The sequence below is a fragment of the Streptococcus sanguinis SK1 = NCTC 7863 genome (assembly GCF_000194945.1).
Lineage (GTDB): Bacteria > Bacillota > Bacilli > Lactobacillales > Streptococcaceae > Streptococcus > Streptococcus sanguinis.
Genome location: NZ_GL878508.1, coordinates 92,786 through 115,146, shown reverse-complemented (window position 1 = coordinate 115,146; position 22,361 = coordinate 92,786). Strand labels below are relative to the sequence as shown.

Genomic DNA, 22,361 nt, shown 5'->3' with positions numbered 1-22,361 from the left:
GGATTGGATAGTCTCTGACTTCCCAGATCCGGTTGTCCCAGCAATCAGCCCATGCGGTCCGTGAGCCTTTTCATGCAGGTTGAGGTAGACCAGGTCTTCCTTGCCCCGCAGGCCGATAGGCACCGCCAAACTCTTATAAGGCGCATTCTGTTGCCACTTTTGCAAGACTTGCAGGTCCGAGAAGGTCTCTGCCCCATACATCTCCATAAAGGTCACAGTATCAGGGATCGAGCTCTTGAGATTCTGCAGGTGATTGAGCGGCGCCAAGGTCCGAGCGATTCGCTCCTTGTCATAGCCTTCTGGGAAATGATCCAAGCGGAAGTCAATTTCTCTGAGGATTCCCTCTTCCATGACTAACTGACCAGTGTTACGGTCCTTGATATTGACAACCGTCTTGATATTCTCAGACAGCGAGCTCATCACATCCTGTACGAAGATCAGTGAGCAGCCCAGGTCAGTCGGATCCTCTGTGAAGAACTCCATGATGATATGGTCGAGAATCAGCTTTTCATCTGTGACCAATACCACATAGTGAGGACTGTAGAGTGTCGTCTCCTGCCGGGTCGCTTCTTCCTTTTGCGCCTTGCGCAGTTTAAGGATTTGGTTGAGGCTGTTTAGGACCTGATCGTGCGTCCGTTGATTATATACAAATCCACGGACATTCAGCTCTTGTAGAGTCGCATGCGGCAGCCAGCGCAGCCAATCCCACTGGTCGCGCTCCTCCTCTGGCATGATGGTAATTACCTGCACATCGTGGTAGGAGTGAAAGACCGCCAGCTGCATGACCAAGAGCTGGAGCTGTTCCAAGACCAAATTGCGCGGACCGATATAGCCGACCGGTCCATGACTGAGATTAGCCACGATAGGAAGATCGGGAATTTTCTTATGTCTAGTGTAGAGAGCATAGCCCTCCTCTTCCAGCGCATCTTTCTTTCCGCTTCGCTCTTCTTGACCATAGGTCAGCTTATAAGAGGTTGGCACCTGTCCAAGCCCCAAGCGATAGTAAAGAAAGTCAAAGTGCAGCGGTGTCTTCTCGTAGATGCGGTGGCTGTAGTCTGTCACCAGACCCGTCAATTCGTTAATGTTTGGGAAATGATAGAGCATGCCATCACGCTGCTCACGTTCCAGCTTGTTCAGCTCAATAGCCTTGTCTTTTAGATAGAGGTGATAAAGATCGATGCGCTCTTTCTTGTCTTCCTTGAACTTCTTGCGATTTTTGAAGAAACCACGAACCGAGAAGATAGCACTGGCGATTGACATAGTAACTGTAACGAGGATATAAATCCCCCGCGGCTGAACCAGTGTAATCAGTACCGTCACCCCAACCATAAGGAGCGGCGGCACAATCAGTCTCAAGAGCTCATCATTGGGCTTTTGAGGCTCCTTGCTTGGCGGAGCAATCTGAATCTTGTCCTCTGAACTCCGATAGATAATCCGCGGTGAACGGTGATAGTCTGGATAGTCTGGATAAAAACCATGGCGAGAAGCCCCCCGCAAGGTCAGGTTAGATCTGACCGTAGCTGGACCAGTCACCCAGATTTCTTCTGGATAGACCTTGAGGCAGATACCCTCCAAGCTTAGCTCGTCGCCGGCTTCCAGCTGGATTTGGTCTCCCGTCCACTCAACGTGATTGAGGTAGACTTGACCTCGCATCTTGGTCAAAATCCAAGAATCATTTGTTCGCTTCAAGAGCAACTCCAAAGGCGCTTCCAGACTGATAGCTGCTCCTTTCTGGTCGCTGATGAGTAACTCTTTTCTGTCCAGTAGGTCATAAACAGCCGGTTCAGAATCAGATTGATACAAGGTCAGATTATCCAAGGCCATACCGTCAGTTACGACACCCGTTTCTTCCCCCATCTGATAAAAGACTTGCCCTTTAGCTAGCTGAAGCTGGATAGGAGTCTCCTGATGGGGCAGGTAAAGCTGAGCCTTCTCGCTCGCTGCCAAGAGAACTTTCTTGTCCTCTGTCAGCTGCAGCTCATAGCGCAGATGGTCTGTATAGATGATGATTGTCTTGCTCATACTTACTCCTTCGCGCTACTGCTAGATGACGCTTCACTGCTGGAGGAAGAAATTGCTCCTGAAGAACCTTCCTCGCCAGAAGCGCTTGAGCTAGAATCACCAGTCAAAAGCTCCTTGCGGCTATCCCAGTATTTCTTATACTCGCCTTCCAAGGACTCAAGCTTAGTCTCCCGATCCTTACCAGACAAACTATCGTCCTCACGCACCTTTTTCATCTCCTGCGTCAAGGCATAGATGATCAGATCTGAGTCATTAATCCGTTTGGCTGTGTCTAAAGCATCTTCAAAATCATTACGTCCAACTTGAATCCAGTAATTGAGATACAAATCATCTGATTTTAGTGTGACATTGTTCAGGATGACCTTACGCTGATCATCAGAAAATTCCAAGCCCTGGATATAAGAGTAGGCTAGTTCATATTTCTGTGTATTCGGCAGGCTCTTAGGAGAAATTCCCTCCAGTTCATCGATGACCTTGCTATAGTCCACTTTGATAAAGGCAGTATCCGCCTGTAACAGCTTTTCCTTGAAAGGATTCTGTATGAAAATCAGATAAATCAAAGGAATGGTCAAAATCACAACAGCTGCTGTCAGCCAGATGGTCGCCAGTTTGAAAATCTTATGCTGGCGCTTGGAGACTAGTGTCTGCTTCTCTGCTTCTTCTGCAGCCTTTTCCTGATAAGATTTCTCCAAAACAGCAACCGCATCTTCCAGACTGTCAGCCTCACGCAGTTCCACTAGGAAATCTGGCAGAGTTTCTAGCTCCAACGAGCCCTTGTAAAGCTCCATAAAGTCCAGATCTGCAAAGAGCGTCACCGCAAAGCACTTGGCCTGGCGCAAAAAGTCCTCCCGAGAAATAGCCTGAGGTGTCATGATGCTGGGAACTCCGCGATAAGCAATCTTAGCCTGCGCATCCTTGGTAATAAAGAGATTGCTAGGATGCAGCAAAAAAGTAACCGGCAATTCCAGTGCCGCTTCTAGGGCAAACACATTGAGAGCCAGACGAATCCGCTCAGAAATCGTGCGCTTTTCAATCTCTTCTTTAGAAAGCCCTAAAGGCTCAATCTGATAGGTGAAGTAGACACTATCGTGGTCGGCCTTAGTCTCCTGTTCCAAGAAAAGCGGATGGTGCAGGTCCAAAAGCAAGAGCTCCCGCAAATCCTGCGTTGCTACATCCGAACGCTTCAGTGTTAGGCTCCAATTCTTGTCATTTTTTTCATAGATAAACTCTTGTTCAGCAAATACAAATTTTTCCTCAGTCACCTTAAATCTCCTCAATCTCTACTAAATCTCCCGTTGTGACTGGATAATCAGCCAAAACCTTGCCCTCATCCAGTATCAACCCCTTGTTAATAATCCGCAGCTGATACTTATGGCGCTTTCCTTCGATATTGAAAATCTGATCAATCTCCCGAATGAAGCGACGGACCTCAATCCGCTTAGGAATGCGAATATCCACGTCCTTATCACGCAAACGGAGAGTGATATTGATATGTCCTTCCATGTTATACTTCTCCCTTACTGATACGATAGCTGACAAAGACAGTCATACTGACCAAGAGTATGGCTGCTACAAAGTAGACTACTCCTGGCAGAAAATCATCCCAGCTGCTTTCATCATCACTTTTCAAACTCGTCTGCAACTTGGACAATTTTTCCGTTCCCGGCTGAAAAAGCTCCTTGGAATGGTAAATATCCGTCGGCCCCTGTATAGCAGAAAACAGTTGTCCCGCTTCTGTGGCCAACTGTTTATTTTGATACTGCTTCATTTCCTGAATTTTTTCCTGATTCTCAGCAACGAAAAGAGACTTGGTGCCTTCCGATTGTGCACCAAAGTTCAGTTCTTGCTCTTTTTCAATCCGCGAATTATCTATCTGCAGACGATTATCCTTTAGCTCATCTGCGGCGACAGCCGTCACCGCAAACGAACTTAGGAGTAGGAATAAAAACAGAATTCTTTTCATACTCTTTTAAACTTCCTCAGTTTTTAATGTTCTAGTCTTGATAAAGATATTAGCTGCAACTAGCAGAGCCAGTAGGACAATCAGACCAAAGATGGCAAAGAAGCCAGCGGTCTTGCCGTCAAAGTAACCTGACAGCATGCCTTCTAGCACAGACAAGGCATTCAAGCTCTTGATAAAGGCTGGGAAGCCAGTCAAGCTTGCTGTCGTACCAATAGCATTAGATAGGTAGACAAAGCTGATAATCATGAAGAAAGCCAAGCCCATGCCCATCACGCGCAGATGCTTGAGGAACAAATACTGTCCCTGAATCAAGACAAAGCTAGCAACCACAATCAACAAGACCCAAGATGGAACATATTCCTTGCCGATATGAAGCTGCATGCTGGAGACAATCCCAATAACCAGACCAATCGTCAGAGAAAGGAAGCCTAGAATGCCCACAGTCATAATATCTGTATCTTGTAGTTTATTAAGCTTAAAGCGGTCTTTAACCTTGCGCACAATATTTTGCGTTGCAAAGAGATAGGCCGTAAAGAGACTAACAACCTCCAACAAGAGAATCCAAGTAAATGGACGGTAAACATTGACAGTCGCTTTGACAGATGAAGAAGACTGAGCAACTGGATTAGACAGGAAGTCCAGTAACACTTCATTAGGAACACCGTTCTCATAGGCATTATTAAGAACCTTGACAAAGGACTCCACAAAGTTGCCATTATCTTCCAATTCCTTATTGAATTGCCCCATCAAGCTTTCAGCATTCGCAGACAGTTTCTCTGTCGTTCCTTGCGCATTTTCCAGCTCACGATTGAAACTGCTGAAGATCTGGTTGACACTATCAGCTGCCTGCACATTGGTCTGTGAAGAGGACTTAACACCAGAAGTCGAAGACAACAAGGATGAGAATTCTGAATTCAGAGATGACAAATCGGTGTCTGTTTTAGCCAATGCATCTGTAGAAGAAGCCTGAGCTTTTGAAATATCTGACATTCTAGTTTGTAGATTTTCATAAAGTTTGAGCTGTTCTCCAATCTCTTCTGCGAGTTTAGCGTTCGTTCCTTTGACGTCTTCAATCTTGTTTTTCAAGTTACTAATCGTTTCATCTAAGGTTTCTTTAACCCCTTGACTCTTACCATCGTTACTTTTAGACAAGCTATTTTGATAACTATCTAGATTCGAATTAATAGCATTTATCAAAAGGGTAGATAAAGATTCAGACATATCTTTATTTTTTAACTCATCAAAAGAATTATAAGCTTGGATTAAAGACATAACGTGTTGGTAGGCAGAAGAAATCTCTTGTACTTTAGCTCCATATGCCGCTGCCGCTTTTTGTGCATCCTCTACATTCACTGGCGCACTTGCAACCTTAATACCATTCAGAGAAATATCAATTGAGCTGTCAACTGAAGTGGCTGCAGCCTCATTAGCCACATTGAACTGCACATTAAAATTAGCGCCTTCAGCCAAATTAATTTCTTGCCCATTTGTTACTGTTTCGCCATTGTATGTAATAGTTCTAATTGTTACACCTGTTGGTGGAGTGACTGACAAAGTAGCCTTTCCAACCTGGCTATTAACTGGGCTGGCTGTAGAGCTAGCCGCTTTCTCTGCAGCTGCTGCCAGATTGTCTAACTCAGCACTTCCATTTCCTTGTGGTGTTCCAAATTGCGAAATGGTTGAATAATCAAGAGCAGGAACAGGCAATCCGAATTTCACCTCTGTTGGTTGAGAAGCTGGCAAAGCTTTTACTGCTTCAGCTATTTGTGCCTTCAAAGAAGCATCGTAGCTTGTTATGGCATCTCCTAACACTGCGCTAAGAGTAATAGGCTTGCCTTCTTCAACACCATAGTAAGTTCTTAATTTATTATCAACAAAGTCCTTAATCTGCTGTTTATGGACATCTAATTGACCACGTTCAGTTTCCAAAGCAGTTTCCAAATCCTGTAATTGCTGACTGACATTATCAACATCCACATCTTTCACATCATCTGTTGAGCCAAGCTGTTTAGTGAAATCTTTTTGTGTTTCTTCTAACTTAGCGTAGAGTTTTTGAGTATCATCATGGACAACTTTTTCGTCCATTTCCATCAGTTGCTTCATAAATGCGGCATAGTTAACTTGGTCATCCGCTCGCTGTTTGAGAAGACTATCAAAATTCTTGCCATAAGTGGCCTGAGAGTTATCCAAGTCATCAAAAGCCTTAGCATAAGTTTCCAGAGTCGTCTTCAGAGAGTTATTGGCTTCAACAGATGAAGCAGACATACTGACTAATGTTGGGAAGATATTCTTAGAGCCAATGGCAGACTCCAACAAGTTGGTTCGATAATTGCCAATATTGGTAACTTGCACCTCTGAACTAGCCTGCACATTTTGCTGAGCTGTATATAGATTGCTCAAGATGCTTGCCATATACATATCAACCAACTGGCTATTCAGATCTGCGATAATATCCTTAGCCAGACTGTTGGCCTCATTTTCAATCTGCTGATTTCCTGCAGCGTTAACTTTATAAGTAACGATTGTCCGATCTGCACTGATAGCATTGACATCTAGCACTTTCTCTGAAAAGTCACTTGGAATCGTCACGACCAGTTGGTATTTCCCATTTTCCAGGCCAGCATCTGCAGCTCCACGCGTCACGATGTACCAGTTTTGAGAGTCATCCCGTTCTAGATTTTTGACATAGCTAGCTCCAAGATTATACTCTTTCTTGTCAACCTTAACAGCCCGGTCTTCATTGACGACCGCAACATTCAGTTTAGTCTTTTGATCTGTTTTGATTTTGCTGTCTCTAGCGCTGCTTGTATTCTTCTGCACTGCGACATTCAGCGTCACTACTGCAGCCAGCAAGGCGATGACTAAAACAACGTTTCCTATATACTTAAGTAATTTTTTATTTCCCATGGATGCAAATTTCTTTTTCTTTTTAAATTTTTTAGTTTACTGTTACATAAAAAAGCGCACAGAAAGACACAAACAGCTCTAACAGTCTAATTCAGATGTTGATTCAGATTGTCAGAGCTTGCCTTTACATTGCAGTGATTTTCTTATCAAATATGAAAGAAACTGCTTTTTTTCATTTTAAATCTTTACAAAAATAGGAAGGCTCTTGCCTTCCTAAAGCCGTTATAACAAAATTAGTGAATTTGTGCAGCGATATCTTGGTCAGTTTGCTCAACGATGTCAGCAACTTTAACCAACTGTGCATTGATATCTTGGAGCAATTGTGCAAATTCTTTGATTTTTGGAGACAATTCGTTGAATTGTGCTTCAAAGCTATCAAATGCAGAACCATCCCAGTTATCAGCAATAATTGCTTGTTCATTAGTCAATGTAGTCAAAACTTGAGTTACATTTTCAGAACCTTCAGTGTATCTGTTTGCAGATGTACGAAGTTCTTCTGGAGTCAATTTAATTTGTGCTATAGTTGTTTCTCCTTTAGCAAATTTATATAACGGATACATTATATCAATAATCACTTTATGTTTCAAGTTTTTAAAGATATTTTTTTAGAAAATATATTGACATTGTGTCAACTAAACCCGTTCAAATATCTGATACTATAGCGTTTCTGACTGTTAGGTTAAAACCTTTAAAACCCCAATTTTTCAAAAATAAGCTGATAGTTTTCTTGGATTTGGTCTAGGCTAACAGTAATCTCTTCACGATTATGGTTGTTCTTAACAGTTACCTGACCATTTTCCACTTCGCTTTCGCCCAAGGTGATAAGAGTTTTGGATTTAAAGATATCAGCCGACTTAAACTGAGCCTTGAGCTTGCGGTCGAGATAATCCCTCTCTGCCGCAAATCCTTGTGCGCGGAGAGCCTGCACTAACTCCAAAGCTCTGCTATTGGCACCAGCTCCTAAAACAGCTACATAAACATCCAGAGCGGTTTCAATCGGCAGATCTACTCCTTGCTTGTCAAGAACGAGAAGTAGGCGTTCTAAGCCCATACCAAAGCCAACACCTGGGGTTTCAGGGCCACCAAAGTAAGCAACCAGACCATCATAACGGCCGCCAGCACAAATGGTCAGTTGACTGCCAGCCACCTCTGTTGTAAATTCGAAAATCGTATGATTATAATAATCCAAGCCACGGACCATGTTGGTATTGATGACATAAGGAATCTGTAAGGTCTCTAGCATGGAGCGAACAGCCGCAAAGTAGATACTGCTCTCCTCATCCAGATAGTCCAGAACAGACGGAGCGCCTTCTACAGCCGCCTTGTCCTCGGGCTCTTTAGAATCCAGCACGCGCAGCGGATTCTCCTCCAAGCGACGTTGGCTATCTGCTGAAAGGCTAGCCTTCAGTGGAGTCAGATAATCAATCAAGGCCTGACGGTAAGCAGCTCTGCTCTCAGGATTACCCAGCGAGTTGAGCTCCAAGCTGACATTGGTAATACCAATATCGTTGAAAAATTGAGCTGCCATAGTAATCATTTCTACATCTGTAGCAGGATTACTAGAGCCAAAACACTCTGCTCCAATCTGGTGAAACTCCCGCAAACGGCCGGCCTGAGGTCGCTCATAGCGGAACATAGAGCCCATATAGTAGACTTTGACAGGCTTTTGAACTTCAGGAGCAAAAAGCTTATTCTCTACATAAGAACGTACCACGGGCGCTGTCCCCTCTGGACGTAGCGTGATATGGCGGTCGCCCTTGTCATAGAAGTCATACATTTCCTTAGTCACGATGTCTGTCGTATCCCCGACCGAGCGGCTAATGACTTCATAGTGCTCAAAAATCGGTGTGCGGATTTCGCCGTAATTGTATTTTCTAAATGTCTTGCGGGCAAAGTCTTCTACATACTGCCACTTGGCTGATTCTTGAGGAAGAATGTCCTGAGTTCCTTTAGGTTTTTGTAATTTCATCTTCTGACCTCCGCCTTCTTTAGTACTTATATTCTATCATAAGTCCGCCATTTTGAGGAGTCTGAAAGGGATTTTTCATTTGGAAGAACTAAATACGTTTTCATGTTCCAAAATAACTTGAAAATAAGTCTGAATTGTGAGAAAATAAAAACAATTCAACTCAGATAGAAGGGGATAGCCATGAGAGACGATATCAAAATCAATGACCGAGCAGCTGCAATTCAGGATAAATTGGTGGAGAAGCTCGAGCGTATTTACGATCCGGATGTAGAGCTGGATGTCTATAACTTAGGGTTGATTTATGAAATTAACTTAGACGAAAACGGCCACTGCAAGGTTGTTATGACCTTTACCGATACAGCCTGTGATTGTGCTGAGAGTCTACCCATCGCCATTATGGACTCTCTTAAAAAAATTGATGAGATTGAAAGTGCCTCTGTCGAAGTTACTTGGTCTCCTGCTTGGAAAATCACCCGTATCAGCCGTTTCGGCCGCATTGCTCTGGGAATCAGTCCTAGATAAGAAGATGACTAGTTCATCTACATTTAAAGTAAAAATATCAAACCCGCTAGAAAAACTAGCGGGTTCTTTTATCATATATAAGCTATTTTTTACCAGTTTCTTCTGGTTTCCAGAAGTCTGTAACAGCACCTTTAGCGGCAGAGGATACCATGTGAGCATATTTACCAAGTACCCCGCGACTATAAAGCGGTGGGATGGTCGTTTCTGCCTTGCGTTTCGCCAACTCTTCGTCAGATACTGCCATGGAAATTTCCTTGGTATCTTGGTCAACCGTGACCATATCGCCTGTACGAAGATAGGCAATCGGGCCACCATCCTGAGCTTCCGGAGCAATGTGTCCGACAACCAGGCCGTAAGTACCACCTGAGAAGCGACCATCTGTTAGAAGAGCCACCTTGTCTCCTTGCCCCTTCCCTACGATAATAGACGAAAGTGACAGCATCTCTGGCATACCAGGGCCACCCTTTGGTCCAACGTAGCGAACTACAACCACATCGCCATCGACCACTTCATCGGCCAGTACCGCATCAATAGCGGCTTCTTCTGAGTCAAAGACCTTGGCCGGTCCGACGTGACGGCGTACTTTAACACCAGAAACCTTAGCAACAGCGCCGTCTGGAGCTAGATTACCATGCAAGATGATAAGCGGACCGTCTGCACGTTTTGGATTTTCAAGCGGCATAATGACCTTTTGACCTGGTGTCAGATCAGCAAATTCTGCTAGATTCTCTGCCACCGTCTTACCTGTACAAGTGATGCGATCACCGTGCAGGAAGCCGTTTGCCAAGAGATATTTCATCACAGCCGGCACCCCACCAACCTCATAAAGGTCTTGGAAAACATACTGACCAGATGGTTTCAAGTCAGCCAAATGCGGTACCTTCTCTTGAATGACATTAAAGTCATCAAGCGTCAATTCAACATTGGCTGCATGAGCCATGGCCAGCAAGTGCAGGGTAGCATTTGTAGAACCACCCAGAGCCATGGTCACCGTGATTGCATCTTCAAAGGCTTCACGTGTCAAGATGTCAGACGGCTTCAGCCCCATTTTCAGCATTTTTACAACAGCACGGCCAGCTGCTTCGATATCCTCTTGCTTGTCTTTCGACTCAGCAGGGTGAGAAGAGGAGCCTGGCAGACTCATGCCCAGAACTTCAATAGCCGTCGCCATAGTATTGGCCGTGTACATACCGCCACAGCCACCAGGGCCAGGACAGGCATTACACTCAATGCGGCGCACTTCCTCAGCTGTCAAGTCACCATGGTTCCATTTCCCGATTCCTTCAAAGACAGAAACCAAGTCAATGTCCTTGCCGTCCAGATTCCCTGGCGCAATCGTTCCGCCGTAGGCAAAGACAGCAGGAATATCCATGTTAGCAATAGCAATCATAGAGCCCGGCATATTTTTATCACAGCCCCCGATAGCTACAAAGGCATCCACATTATGCCCGCCCATGGCAGCCTCGATGGAGTCTGCGATGATGTCGCGTGAGGTCAGAGAGAAGCGCATGCCTGGCGTTCCCATGGCAATCCCGTCCGCAACCGTAATAGTCCCGTACTGAACAGGCCAAGCGCCCTCTGCTTTGATACCTTCCTTGGCTAGCTTGCCCAAGTCATGCAAATGGATGTTACAGGGTGTATTTTCCGCCCAAGTAGAAATCACCCCAACAATAGGCGTTTCAAAATCTTTATCAGTCATCCCCGTCGCGCGAAGCATGGCACGGTTAGGAGATTTAACCATACTGTCATAAATCTTACTTCTGTGACGAATATCCTTATCTGTCATAGCTTTCCCTTTCATTGCAGTAATCTTTGTGCTTTATTATACCACACTTAGGCTGTATTTTACAGAGGAAAATTTTTAAATTTTCAGAATTTTTTCAAAAATGAATTTTCCTCAAAAACCCTAAGCAATTAAAACCTATCAGCTTAATCCCTGAAATAATCAAGTTCTCCTTAAAATATAGTAAAACTCTAAAAAGTGCGAACTAATTTACCTCCACGAATATCCAACACAATCACCTCAGAATTCCCGCCTATACCGCTACCAGAACTCTCTCTCAAATCATAGCCTACTATGTAATAACCATCCCAAAATTGACTGTAGTCTAACTTTTTAAGCTTTTGAAAAAAGACTCCGGGGTACTTATCTCTAGCTTTCTCATCATCATACAAATCATCAACTAATAGCTCATAGTTCACTCGAAGCTGCAGAGTATGTTTTTGCAGATAAGACTCGACATCAACATTATAATAACCATTGAGAGGTAGGCCTTTCTGCCTGTTCTTTTGGAAATCCTGAACTAGCTCTGCTTGCCCAGCATCCAGCATTTCTGAGGTTATTTGATTATCATCCTGATGAAGCACTTCCATTGTTTCACCTGAAATTTCTTTTAAAGTCAGATCCTCATCTTCTAGCTTTTTGAAGACCGACTTCATTTTCTTAAACTGCTTCTGAACATAAGGCTGCTGCCACATGGCTTCTAGCTGAATAATATCATCTAAGCCAGTTTCAGTTTCCTCAGGCACGGGACTTAATCTTGAAGCTTCGTATTGCTTGGTTGTCGGATCATAATCCAAGCTATCCGAGAAGGTCAAAAGTCTTCCATCAATCTTTTCTTCATAGCTAAAGTCCATGGTCTCCCCATAGCCGGCAGGCCTATCGTAGTTTTTTACCGTCACTTTCCCCTTGTATCCCATGCTTTTGAAATCCACAGTCAAATGATTTTCTACATCTTTCATAATTTGATAATCACGAAAACTTTTCACTCCCCAAAAGATTAAAACAATACACATGATTCCCAGCCAGAATAGACTAAGTAATTTTAATGCTGCTTTCATAGTCCGCCTCCTTTGTTCTTATTATAGCATACGGAAAAACCGGTTTCTTTTAAAAACCTAAGCAGAAAAGATTTTAAAAAAATCTGTCAAGTAACTTTACTTTACAAAAAAGTTTTGTTATACTGTTAAAGTTGATGAAAATCATCAAATTGAATCGAATTCACAAACTAAAAGGAGAAACAAACAATGGCAGTACCTGCACGTCGCACTTCCAAAGCGAAGAAAAACAAACGCCGCACTCACTACAAAGTGACAGCTCCAACTGTAACTTTTGACGAAACTACTGGTGACTACTCACGCTCTCACCGTGTATCCCTTAAAGGATACTACAAGGGCCGTAAGATCGCCAAAGCTGCTGCAGCAGAATAATAGAAGGGAGCTACCATGCGCGTAAATATCACACTTGAACACAAAGAATCTGGTGAACGCTTGTACCTTACTTCTAAAAACAAACGTAACACTCCAGACCGTCTTCAATTGAAGAAATACTCACCAAAACTTCGCAAGCACGTTGTATTTACAGAAGTTAAATAATTGAGATAAAGAAAAGCCTATGAAATCAACATTTCAAAGGCTTTTTTCTTTTGGCGGCAAGCCATAATTAATCAACACACTTAATAGCAGGTCTCGAAAAGAATTATGCCTCCCCTTTCTGTCTGAGTTCAAAGAGATCTTCTACTTTCAGATTAAAAACTTGAGCAATTTTGAGAGCCATTTCCAGCGAAGGATTATAGCGGTTATTTTCCAAGTGCAGAATTGTCTCGCGCCTCATGCCGATGCGGTCGGCTAGCTCCTGCTGGGTCATGCCCTTGGACTCACGAACGGATTTGAGATTAGTGATAATCTTGCTTTCTTTGGCCATAGTTATCCTCTCCGTTCCAAGATAAGATAGACAACTGCAAAGATGCAAATCAAGGCAGCTATGCTAATAAAAATCTGACCCATGTAAAGAGTGAAAGAACCCATGTACCCAATGATAACTGCTAGGATCATCAGTACGCCTAGTATAAAGACAAACATTAAGCTAGCTGCCTTAGCTAGATTAGCATAGAAGCGTTCGTCTGGAGTTTCCTTGACATTTTTCAAAGAGAAAAAACCAAATACAATCACTTCAATAACGAGGCCAACTCCCAAAATCCATTCCTTAATGCTGGATCCTTCGCTTGGGGTCGCAACCCAAATCCCTACTGTATAAAAAATAGTTGCTGCAAACAAAAGCATCGTGTACAGCTTAGCAGACAAGTCAAAAATATTCTTTTCCTTTCCTTTCTGACTCTTAGGTGGCCATGGTTTCATGTGTAGCCAGCCCCAAATAGCTACAATCTGACCTAATACTGAAATACCAACAATAATCAACTTGGGTCCCCAACTAAGATTAGAACCAAATAAAACAGTAAAATCAATAAAGAGAGCTGCGGCAATCATCGCAATGAGGCCACCCGTTTTTTGACTTTTTTTCATGATAGACTCCTTTCCTTGTGTTAGAAATATTTAACATTCTTTATGTTATAAATATATCACACAGCGATTTGGAAATCAAGTATTTATGTGCCAAGGTGGCAATTATTTGAAAAAATTCTATAATAAAAGCCCTCGCCAGATAAATAACCAGCAAGAGCTTGTGTTTCTTTTGATTATTCAAGAGTAGCAGACTCCCTTATTCCATCTCTCTGAGATAGTTCAAAGCTTCATTGAAGGTTTTGACAGGGACGATTTTCATTTTACTCTTGATTTTGATAGAAGCACGAAGTGCCTCATGGTAGTTAGAGCGCAGCTTGGGATTGTACTGGGCAATATCGGCATCAATGGTGTCATCAGGAACAAAGAAAATCTCAGCGCCTGCCTTATCTGCAGCCATGACCTTCATCTCTATCCCGCCAATCCGGCCAACATTTCCCTTGTGGTCAATCGTTCCAGTACCAGCAATAGTTTTTCCTTTAGTAATGTCTTCAGACACGAGCTGGTTATAAAGCTCCAAACTGAACATGAGTCCACCAGAAGGACCTGCTACACCGTTGCTCTTAAACTCCGTCAGAGGATTCATGGCAACACTGGCTTTAGAACCCAATTCGATTCCCAAACCAGGCTTACCAGTTGTCTCATCCACAATCACAGGACCGCTAGCCAAGCCGATTACACCATTTCGACTGTACTCAATTGATACCACATCGCCGACTGTCCGCTGTTCCATCTGATCAACGATGTCGTATGGGCTAGTGTAAGTCTGATTGTCAATCTTTAAAATCACATCGCCTCGCTGCAACTCCTTTGACAGAGGCGTCTCGCTGCTGATGCCACCTACGTAAATCTCTTTATGCCTAATCTCAACTGTACGACCAGCAGCCTGATAAGCCACCTGCAAGGCATTGAGATGGGAAGATCCCATAGTGCTGTTCTCTCGCTCTTCCCGTCCCTTTTCCTTATCGAAATAGTTTTCAGGAACAGAGACATACTCTGTTTCCAGCCTGTAATTAGGCAGCAGAGTCAAAAAGAGACTGAACACTCGGGCCTTGGAAACACCAACAGCCATGACATAGATTTTACCTTTTCCTTTATCAGTTCCTCCTTGAACTTGGACAAAGTCTTTGGCATTCAAAGCCGGCCTCACGGTCTCTAATTCATAAGGGAGAGGAATAAAGCCAATCCCAGTTAGCACCAAAGCTGTTATTAAGATTCTTGTTACTGATTTCATACCCTTCCTCTTGTTTCTATCAAGTATTGTCTGGTCTTGCTACTTCCTAAATTAATCACCAAAATCCACCACTTCTGCATCATTTTCCATCAGAGTATCAGCAAAAACTGTCCGAACAACCAGAACAAATACACAGTAAAAGCTACTGAAAACTAGGACAGGAATCATCTGAATCAGGCCAAGTAAATCATCCAGTTCCCCCAGCAAGGGACCAATATACTGCCTTATCAGATCCATCAGGAGATGAGTACCCAAGCCAATCAGCCCACCAAAAGAAGCTAGAAAAAAGCTGAGCAGAACATAACGCCCCCTGCGCTCCTTCATCAGCAAGACTGACTTTCTCAAACAGCCATAAAAGGAAAGCGGCTTGGCCAGATTGTCTCTGGAGCTAGTATCCTGAATGATATAAGACAGCAAAAAGAAGTGCGAATCAACCAGATAAGTGAAGAGCAGGTAAAAGACCATGAACAAGAAAGGAAAAAGAAACTGGAAAATTACAATGGCCTCTGGACTTACTGCTCTCCGATAAAAGGCAAAGAGACTAGCCACCCCAAGATTGATGCCGATTGCCGACCAACCCATGTACAGAATCAGAACCTGGACTGCACTGACAATAAAGGAATAAAAGAGGCGAGTAAGCAAGCCATCTGAGATACTGTACCAAACCGCATAGCCAAAATAGAGCTTAACCATCTGCGGATTTCGTATCATTGTCAAGGCAAATTTATTGACATAAGCAAAACCGAAGGCAATTATAAAAGCTAAACAAGTCAAGACTAAGATGGACCGGTAAGACCAACTCGAAACCAGCGGAAAAAGAAACCAGCCCAGCACTGCAAGCGGGATTCCGACCAGCAAAAGGCCTTTCAGCCAGACAAAATAGTATTCTGTAACAAAAATCCAAGCTTCTCTGAAAACCCTTGTTACTTTTACATCATTCATCGTTCATTATCCTAAATCCTAAAACCCTTTCTAATTTTTTTCATAAATATTAATCCCCAAAATTAACTATTTCCCGATCATAAGACATCAGGATGTCGGCCATAACCGAGCGGGCTGCCAAGGCATAAATCAGCAAAAAGCCATTTATCATACTAACAATCATTCCCACAATATTAGACACACCAGCACCAAAAAGCAAACTCAAAACTTCTATTAGACCCAATACTACAGGAATAAGCTTTAAGACAAGCTCTACCAGTAAGTAACGCCCCCTCTGACCATTCATACGAGAAAAGGACTTGCCCAAGCTGCCAAAGGCTGACAGAGGACGCAAGAGGTTATCAGAGGAGTTGGTATCTTGAATAATATAGGGCAACAAGAAGAAGTGAGAGACGATAAAATAGCTGTAAAACAAATGGAATACCAAGTTAAACATTGGTGCTATCAAAAAAAGCAGGAAGAGCATGCTAGCTATCTTCTCTTGATTTTTTGCAACCCAAATAAGCCCAGTTCTCATAATCTCTTGAAAATTTGCATCTGACATCAAGGCATTATAGAAGTATACTAAAAGAAGTAATATAGCCAAGAAAAATATAAAGACGTAAATAGACATAGAAAGCAAACGCCCAAAAAAGCCATCAGAAATACTATAGCCAACAGCTCTCCAGAAGTTTCTTCGCACCATCTGCGGATTACGAACCATGGTCAAGGAAAACTTATGGATATAAGCAATTACAAAAGAACATAGAAATCCCAGCAGAATTATTCTTGGAAGAAATGTAGAAGTCAATGGAGAAAAAAATAGAATTAACAGCCCCAGAATAAAAAATGGCAGTTGAATGATAGCAAGCCCTGCTGTCCATACAAAAAAGTAATCAACAGTCAGTCCCCAGGCTTCCTTTAAAACATCGCTTACATCAAACTTTCTTTTCATAAATCCCCTAATTAAGTCATTTTTTCGCCATAAAAGACGATGTCGCAGAAGCAATTTTTTGTTTCCAGTCCCGTGAAGACGATTAAGAATTTTTAGAGCCCCATAGAACAAGAAAAACCCCGTCAATAACCTCACCAAAAGAAATTCTTTCTATAATAAAGCAAGCTGAGACACGATTGTCCCAGCCTCCTTAACCTTTTTTCAAAAAATTTCGAATACGAATCATAATCTTGCTTGACCAAGTTTTGTCAGATGCGTATCTTACATTGATAGCAGCCATGCTCTTACCATTGTAGAACTGACCGCCAGGCTTGAGATAGTGTTCGCTGAGATAGCGGGCAACGGTATCTATACCATCATCAAATGTTGCGAAATTTCCTGCACTGGAAAAAGGACTGGAGTCATAAGCCATAAAACCAAACAGGTTGTGCTTGGCTTGAGCAATCTGACTGCGGCCGTAATCCGATTCGTGAATAGCCAGCCCTACGAGAAAAATTGCATTAACTCCATGATCTTTCTCTGCTTTTTTGAAAGCTTTTCCCAATCCAGCCATCGGTGTGCCAGCCAGACGACTATCAATGAAATCGGCTGACACTGTGCTTGGCACTGTTACATCTTCTGAAAAGACGACTGCTCCTGTCTTCTTGGCCTGAAACTGATCTGACACCTGCACTAAAGACGGATCCAAACTGGCCTTTTCATTTGCCGCTAGGCGGCTGACAGGCAACACACTGCCTGAAAGGACAGTAGCTGTCGCTAATGCTATGATAACTTTTTTCTTCCTAAACATTTTTTCTATCCATTTCTATTGTCGCTTTTGGTTTCCTAGATTCCTCCCCAGAAATATAGGATGACCGCCATGATACTCATAGCAGGACCAAAAGGGACTTCTTCTTTCAACTTAAATTTGAATTTCTTAAAGATGGTTGCGATTAAGAGAATAGCTCCAGCCACAAAGAAAGAACCATATCCCAAAATCAGCGTATTCAAAGGGCTAAACCAACTGCTCAGGGCAGCTAAGTAAAGGATGTCTCCCATCCCGAAAGCCTCTTTCTTGTAATAAGCCTTGGCCCCAAAATAAATGAGAGAGTAGAGACCAGCGCCGACTAGCAGCGAAAGGAGCAGGTCCCAATTAAACTCATTGGTAAAAAACGTAACAGCCATGCGGCCCAGCCAGAAAACCAGCAGAACCGAGTCCGAGATGTACTGAGTATCAAAATCAATATAACCGATAATGAGGCAAAGCGACACCAAAAGACAGGCTGAAACAACCATCCATGGTCCCTGATCTTGAAAGATCAGATAAGAGGCCAGCCAGAGCATACCCGTCAGGAGCTCCACAATGAGATAGCGCGGTGAAATCGGCTCCTTGCAGTGCTTACATTTAAAGCCCTGCATGATAATCGACACAACCGGAATCAGCTCCACCGAAGTCAAGACATGGCCGCAGGACGGACACATAGACCGACCTTTGGCAATGCTCTTTTCCAGTGGCACACGGTAGATGACGACATTGAAAAAGCTCCCAAATACGACACCTAATATAAATACTAAACTTGCAATCATAATTTTTCCCTTTTTATACTCTTTGAAAATCTCAGGTGACGATGTCAAACTTCGACTTCCCTTGAGTATCACTTAGATGCCAGAATGATGGATACTTGCCCCTCCTCCAAACTTAATGAAAATACCATATCTGTTTCTGTATTGTTTTGAATGGTCAATTCGGTCAAACCTTCAGCCGGCGTTCCGACGTTGAAATACTGTCCTTGATAGGAAATAACATTGGTCCGTGAAAAGGCGAGCTGCTGAATGGCATCTATAATCTGCTCAGCACCCTGACCGTAAACTTCTTTATTATCCTTGCCCTTGACTGGCAGATATCCAGACTCTGCATTCAAAGCGCCCAGTAATTCTGAGATAGACTTGGTCTCACCAGGAGCCAAGTAAACATTCTGCAGCTTGTAAAAGGCTGTCTTCATGTTTTGAGCTTGGGCAGCGTTGGTCGGCAGTGGTACTTCCTTACGCTCTATAAAGTGCGTATATTGGCTCAGAAGCTCACTTTGATCTTCTGCTTCGACAGGCGTACTCTCAACCTTGACATCATCAAATTTACCAGTCTTGGCAATCTCCTCAGATGCTTGGATAAAAGCAGCAGGGTCAATCTTATAGCCATTAGACTTGTCTCCCACCTTTACGTTAGACTCGCCGTCCATGACCAGATGATTGGTCGTTGGAAGCTGACTGAGAACATCAGGATGGGCAGCCAAGACATCATTTAAAGGTCTGAGCCAAAAGAGTCGATTGGGATAGATGGAAATCTGCAGGTTTTCCTTGGTATCGAAAAACGGTGTAAACTTATCCCAAACTGTCTTGGCTGAGATATTATCCAGCCGCTTGAGCTCTTCTTCTGTGAAATAGCTCAGTCCTAAAAAGCGCATATCTACAGAGAAGTGTTGCCCTGTAGACAGCTGAAATGTAGCCTTATAGGGCAGTTCTCTGTAAACTTCAATCTCAGCTTCGCTCCGAGAGCGAACCTTCATAGAGGGGCGGCCATTGATACTCAGGTCAATCGTTGGATTAAAGACAAAAATGACATAAAATAAACTACCCAGCAGAAAGGCAGCAAGTGTCGCTGCTGGAAGTAGTTTTTGATATTTTGATGAAACCTTTCTTTTTCTTCTTGACATGAATCTCATCCCAACCTTATACTACGCATTCAGCTAAGCGGATAAGGAATTTACGGTCGATACGGCGAAGAAAATCAATGATGTCATCTGAAACAGTATCTCCGGCATTCAGGATAACTCCTCCATCTGCATTAACAAGATCTTTTTGCAGTGTTTTGCCCACTAGAAGACGTTTTTGCCGATCGATAAAGTCGTTAACAGCTTTCTTTGCTCCTGACTCTTCTTCAGCAACTGGCGCTGTGCTGATAGTTGTTTCTACTTCCTCAGCAGGGACTGCCAATACTTCTTCCAAAGCAGCATCCAGACTCAGCGCTGCATCTGTTTCTTCAACTTCTTCTTCAGCTGGAGCTGTTGCTTCTTGTACCAAGTCTTGGACTTCTGGCTCTTCCGCTGTCTCTACGACTGCTTCAGAAAACTCCAACTCAGGAGCAGCAGCTCCCAGACCTACAGCAGCCAAGGCCTCTGTCAAATCTGTTGCAGCTTCTTCTTTTACATCTGCTTTTTCATCTACAACTGGCTCAAATACAGGCGCTTCAGCAACTACTTCCTCAATTTTTTCGGCAGGTTTTGCAGCTTCAGTTTCATGAAGCAGATCTGCTGCAGCCAGACGGCCCATCTCTACATCTGCTTCAAGATGAGGAGCTGTCTTTTTTTCATCATTGAGGATGATATACTCTTTACCAATCATCAAGATGCGTGATTTAGGAATCTGAATTTCCTCGCTGGCATCTTCAGAATTAACCACCAAGTAACCAATTTCATTCTTTTCATCAATATGATAGTCAACAACAGTTCCCACCTTGTTTCCATCAATTGTGATGACAATTTCGTCAAAGACGCTACCCTGCTTGTCGTTCAAGACCTTCAGATCAGCCTCTTCCAGCTCTTGAAAGGCTGAGCTGTTTTCTACCATGACCGCAAAGTCACCGATGCCTTGGATGTTCTTGCTAGACAGCAAGGCAAAAGGCTGTTCAGACTGCTTTGACTTAATAACAAAAGTCAGATTGACCCCCTCGTCAACAAAGACTTCATGGACTTCACCCAGTCCCATCCCTTTTTCAATCTCAATGACAACGGTCCCTGTGATTGTTTTACAACTTTTCATAATTTCCCCTAAAACCCTTCTAATTGATTACAATCAATTGTATGTTTATATAGTATTAATTTTTCACGATTTTGTCCAGCATGTTGAACGCTTCTTGACGAAGATTTTGATCTGAACTGCCTTGGACAATTTCTTTCAGATAGCTCTCAGCTTCTTGAACTGCATTTGAAGCCAATAATTCCTGACTTTCCAGTAGGAGGAATTGGAAATAGACTTCTTTATCTCCCGCTGTTGCTGCAGCTGGTCTTGCTTCTGCCGCTTCCTCAGCCTTGAGGATGTCAGTGATTTTCTGAAGCAAATCTTCTTCTGTTTCATCTACAGCCGGAACGACTGGAGCTGCCTTGACTTGTGCTTCCTCAGCTTTGAGGATATCAGCAATTCCCTTAAGCAAGTCTTCTTCTGTCTCATCTGCAACTGCTTCTTGAACAGGCTCAGCCTGTGTCCAAAGAGCGTCTTCAGAAACTGATTGAACAACTGTTGGTTCAGCAGCTGCTTCAAACTCAAACGTTTCTGCTGCAGGTGCGAAGTTACTTTCTTCCTCCCAAGTCTCTGCCACTTCAGCAGTTAAATCTTCCTCTTCAGATCCCAGCAAATCATGCTGAATCTGGCTGAGAATATCTTGATAACCCTGAATATCAGCGCGATCACGGCTAACCATAGACTCTTCAGAAGCAGAAAACTCTGGCTCTGCAGCTGCTTGACTGAAGGTGGAATCCATCTTAGCTTGTGGCTCAGTGTCTGAGTTAGCAAAGAAGAGAGATTCTAAGCTGTTTGCTGCTCTTGACTCTTCTGCTCTAACTGGCTTGATATCTCCCGTAGCAGCAAAAACATCTTCCAGGCTGTTGCCTACTTCTTCTGCCACTGGCTGCTGAGCTTGTTCTTGCTCAGTGAAGTATTCTTCCTCATCTTGAGAAACAACACCTGTCACCTCAACCGCCTGCGGTCTGAAGTTGCCATAGCTAGACTCCGTATAGGACATCGGTCTAATCTTAGACAGAACAGCAGTCTCAAAGGCTGGATCATCTATATCTGTATAGCCTTGATTGCTGGCTGCATTTGCTTCCGTAGGCTGAATCAGAGAGTTGGCCACCTTAATCTTAGTAGAACCCTTGCGGTGATGAAGCAGGGACTGCAAAAATTCATCATTGGCCTTTTGTGCGCTGTGGTCCATACCCACCATACCGACCTCAGCTGCCGCTAGCTGACTGTTTGGCTCATATTCTCCAAAGGCAGGAGCTGTAGCCAAGTTATCAACAGGGTAGAGAGGTTTTACTTTCTCAAATCTTGTCATATCCTTTTTGATAGAACGGTCTGCTAGGGTGCGACCAGAAGCAGATACCCTCTGCCTTGCCGGACTTTCCTCAGCCTGAACCCTTTCTTTACTTTCCTTTCTCATCTTACCGGTTGAAGCATTGGAGAAGTTCAAATCCCTAGCAGATGACAAGCTTGCTTCCTTAGCTTCCTTCCGCGAGCTCTTAGCATGCTTCTGGCTTCTGCTTCGCGCAGAAGCAGTTGCTCTCTTCTTGACTGGAGCTAGCTCCTGTGAAAAGAGCAGCACCATATAGACAGCCAAAGCCAAGGCACAGAGCCCAACAAAGGCTATGCCGGGAACTTGTTGAAAGAGGAATGGAGCACCAATCGCAAATAGCATGACCCATACTACGAGAAAAAGGCGCTTTATTAATGAAATCCTAGAAACAAATAAAATGCTAATCGTATGCAGCGCTATGAGCCCTGCTCCAAAAGGTAAAAAATATGCCATTTGAATATTTTC

Annotated in this window: 22 protein-coding genes; 3 read left to right on the top strand and 19 right to left on the bottom strand. The window is 43.5% G+C overall.

The annotated features are described in order from the left end of the window. The 7 genes from HMPREF9378_RS03975 to hisS form a co-directional block, all read right to left on the bottom strand. Nucleotides 1–2,022, bottom strand: a 2,022-nt coding sequence (locus HMPREF9378_RS03975) for an FtsK/SpoIIIE domain-containing protein (RefSeq protein ID WP_002913933.1), incomplete at its 3' end; no start/stop codon positions are given. A gap of 2 nt (nt 2,023–2,024) precedes the next feature. After that, a complete protein-coding gene (essB, locus tag HMPREF9378_RS03980) occupies nt 2,025–3,284 on the bottom strand; it encodes a type VII secretion protein EssB (RefSeq protein ID WP_080557356.1) in 1,260 nt (419 codons plus the stop codon). Nucleotide 3,285: 1 nt separating this feature from the next. Continuing rightward, entirely contained in the window at nt 3,286–3,525 is a 240-nt protein-coding gene (locus tag HMPREF9378_RS03985; RefSeq protein ID WP_002894139.1) for an EsaB/YukD family protein, read from the bottom strand. A gap of 1 nt (nt 3,526) precedes the next feature. After that, complete coding sequence (essA, locus tag HMPREF9378_RS03990) at nt 3,527–3,985, bottom strand: type VII secretion protein EssA (protein WP_002911012.1); 459 nt, start codon at nt 3,983–3,985, stop codon at nt 3,527–3,529. 6 nt (nt 3,986–3,991) lie between these two features. Continuing rightward, the gene (gene esaA / locus HMPREF9378_RS03995; RefSeq protein ID WP_002911011.1) at nt 3,992–6,892 is read right to left on the bottom strand and encodes a type VII secretion protein EsaA; all 2,901 of its coding nucleotides are present in this window, start codon (nt 6,890–6,892) and stop codon (nt 3,992–3,994) included. A 233-nt stretch (nt 6,893–7,125) separates the two neighbouring features. Next, nucleotides 7,126–7,452, bottom strand: a complete 327-nt coding sequence (locus tag HMPREF9378_RS04000; RefSeq protein WP_002913931.1) for a WXG100 family type VII secretion target — start codon at nt 7,450–7,452, stop codon at nt 7,126–7,128. A gap of 128 nt (nt 7,453–7,580) precedes the next feature. Further along, nucleotides 7,581–8,861, bottom strand: a complete 1,281-nt coding sequence (hisS, locus tag HMPREF9378_RS04005) for a histidine--tRNA ligase (RefSeq protein ID WP_002913930.1) — start codon at nt 8,859–8,861, stop codon at nt 7,581–7,583. A 180-nt stretch (nt 8,862–9,041) separates the two neighbouring features. Here hisS and HMPREF9378_RS04010 point away from each other — a divergent pair, with 180 nt between their 5' ends. Further along, the gene (locus HMPREF9378_RS04010) at nt 9,042–9,383 is read left to right on the top strand and encodes a metal-sulfur cluster assembly factor (protein ID WP_002899327.1); all 342 of its coding nucleotides are present in this window, start codon (nt 9,042–9,044) and stop codon (nt 9,381–9,383) included. 82 nt (nt 9,384–9,465) lie between these two features. Here HMPREF9378_RS04010 and ilvD read toward each other — a convergent pair whose 3' ends face one another. Next, nucleotides 9,466–11,169 carry a dihydroxy-acid dehydratase gene (gene ilvD / locus HMPREF9378_RS04015; protein WP_023917059.1) on the bottom strand — a complete coding sequence of 568 codons (1,704 nt, stop codon included), beginning with the start codon at nt 11,167–11,169 and terminating at the stop codon, nt 9,466–9,468. 188 nt (nt 11,170–11,357) lie between these two features. Beyond that, nucleotides 11,358–12,224, bottom strand: coding sequence for a hypothetical protein (locus HMPREF9378_RS04020; protein WP_002899615.1), 867 nt, complete (start codon nt 12,222–12,224; stop codon nt 11,358–11,360). Nucleotides 12,225–12,410: 186 nt separating this feature from the next. On the opposite strand from HMPREF9378_RS04020, the gene rpmF reads away from it, so the two are divergent. Beyond that, nucleotides 12,411–12,593 carry a 50S ribosomal protein L32 gene (rpmF, locus tag HMPREF9378_RS04025; protein ID WP_002894148.1) on the top strand — a complete coding sequence of 61 codons (183 nt, stop codon included), beginning with the start codon at nt 12,411–12,413 and terminating at the stop codon, nt 12,591–12,593. Nucleotides 12,594–12,608: 15 nt separating this feature from the next. Next, entirely contained in the window at nt 12,609–12,758 is a 150-nt protein-coding gene (gene rpmG / locus HMPREF9378_RS11265) for a 50S ribosomal protein L33 (RefSeq protein ID WP_001265622.1), read from the top strand. Between the two features lie 103 nt (nt 12,759–12,861). On the opposite strand, the gene HMPREF9378_RS04030 is transcribed toward rpmG, so the two are convergent. From HMPREF9378_RS04030 to HMPREF9378_RS04070, 10 genes are all read right to left on the bottom strand, one after another. Continuing rightward, nucleotides 12,862–13,086 carry a helix-turn-helix transcriptional regulator gene (locus tag HMPREF9378_RS04030; protein ID WP_002901873.1) on the bottom strand — a complete coding sequence of 75 codons (225 nt, stop codon included), beginning with the start codon at nt 13,084–13,086 and terminating at the stop codon, nt 12,862–12,864. A gap of 2 nt (nt 13,087–13,088) precedes the next feature. Continuing rightward, nucleotides 13,089–13,685, bottom strand: coding sequence for a hypothetical protein (locus tag HMPREF9378_RS04035; RefSeq protein WP_002901874.1), 597 nt, complete (start codon nt 13,683–13,685; stop codon nt 13,089–13,091). 196 nt (nt 13,686–13,881) lie between these two features. Next, a complete protein-coding gene (locus HMPREF9378_RS04040; RefSeq protein WP_002894161.1) occupies nt 13,882–14,916 on the bottom strand; it encodes a SepM family pheromone-processing serine protease in 1,035 nt (344 codons plus the stop codon). 51 nt (nt 14,917–14,967) lie between these two features. After that, the gene (locus tag HMPREF9378_RS04045) at nt 14,968–15,858 is read right to left on the bottom strand and encodes a hypothetical protein (protein WP_002913929.1); all 891 of its coding nucleotides are present in this window, start codon (nt 15,856–15,858) and stop codon (nt 14,968–14,970) included. Nucleotides 15,859–15,907: 49 nt separating this feature from the next. After that, nucleotides 15,908–16,792: a hypothetical protein gene (locus HMPREF9378_RS04050; protein ID WP_032911277.1), complete on the bottom strand. Its 885-nt coding sequence runs from the start codon at nt 16,790–16,792 to the stop codon at nt 15,908–15,910. A gap of 190 nt (nt 16,793–16,982) precedes the next feature. Continuing rightward, nucleotides 16,983–17,582, bottom strand: coding sequence for a glucosaminidase domain-containing protein (locus tag HMPREF9378_RS04055; protein WP_002894168.1), 600 nt, complete (start codon nt 17,580–17,582; stop codon nt 16,983–16,985). Nucleotides 17,583–17,617: 35 nt separating this feature from the next. Beyond that, nucleotides 17,618–18,430, bottom strand: coding sequence for a prepilin peptidase (locus tag HMPREF9378_RS04060; protein ID WP_002913927.1), 813 nt, complete (start codon nt 18,428–18,430; stop codon nt 17,618–17,620). After that, on the bottom strand, nt 18,427–19,491 hold the full coding sequence (locus HMPREF9378_RS04065) for a VanW family protein (protein ID WP_032911276.1): 1,065 nt from the start codon (nt 19,489–19,491) through the stop codon (nt 18,427–18,429). The genes HMPREF9378_RS04060 and HMPREF9378_RS04065 overlap by 4 nt, the downstream gene beginning before the upstream one ends. Before the next feature lie 7 nt (nt 19,492–19,498). Continuing rightward, on the bottom strand, nt 19,499–20,587 hold the full coding sequence (locus tag HMPREF9378_RS0110955; RefSeq protein WP_032911275.1) for a PRC-barrel domain-containing protein: 1,089 nt from the start codon (nt 20,585–20,587) through the stop codon (nt 19,499–19,501). Between the two features lie 55 nt (nt 20,588–20,642). After that, entirely contained in the window at nt 20,643–22,349 is a 1,707-nt protein-coding gene (locus HMPREF9378_RS04070) for an SSA_2305 family type IV pilus system protein (protein ID WP_263281107.1), read from the bottom strand. Between the last annotated feature and the right edge of the window lie 12 nt (nt 22,350–22,361).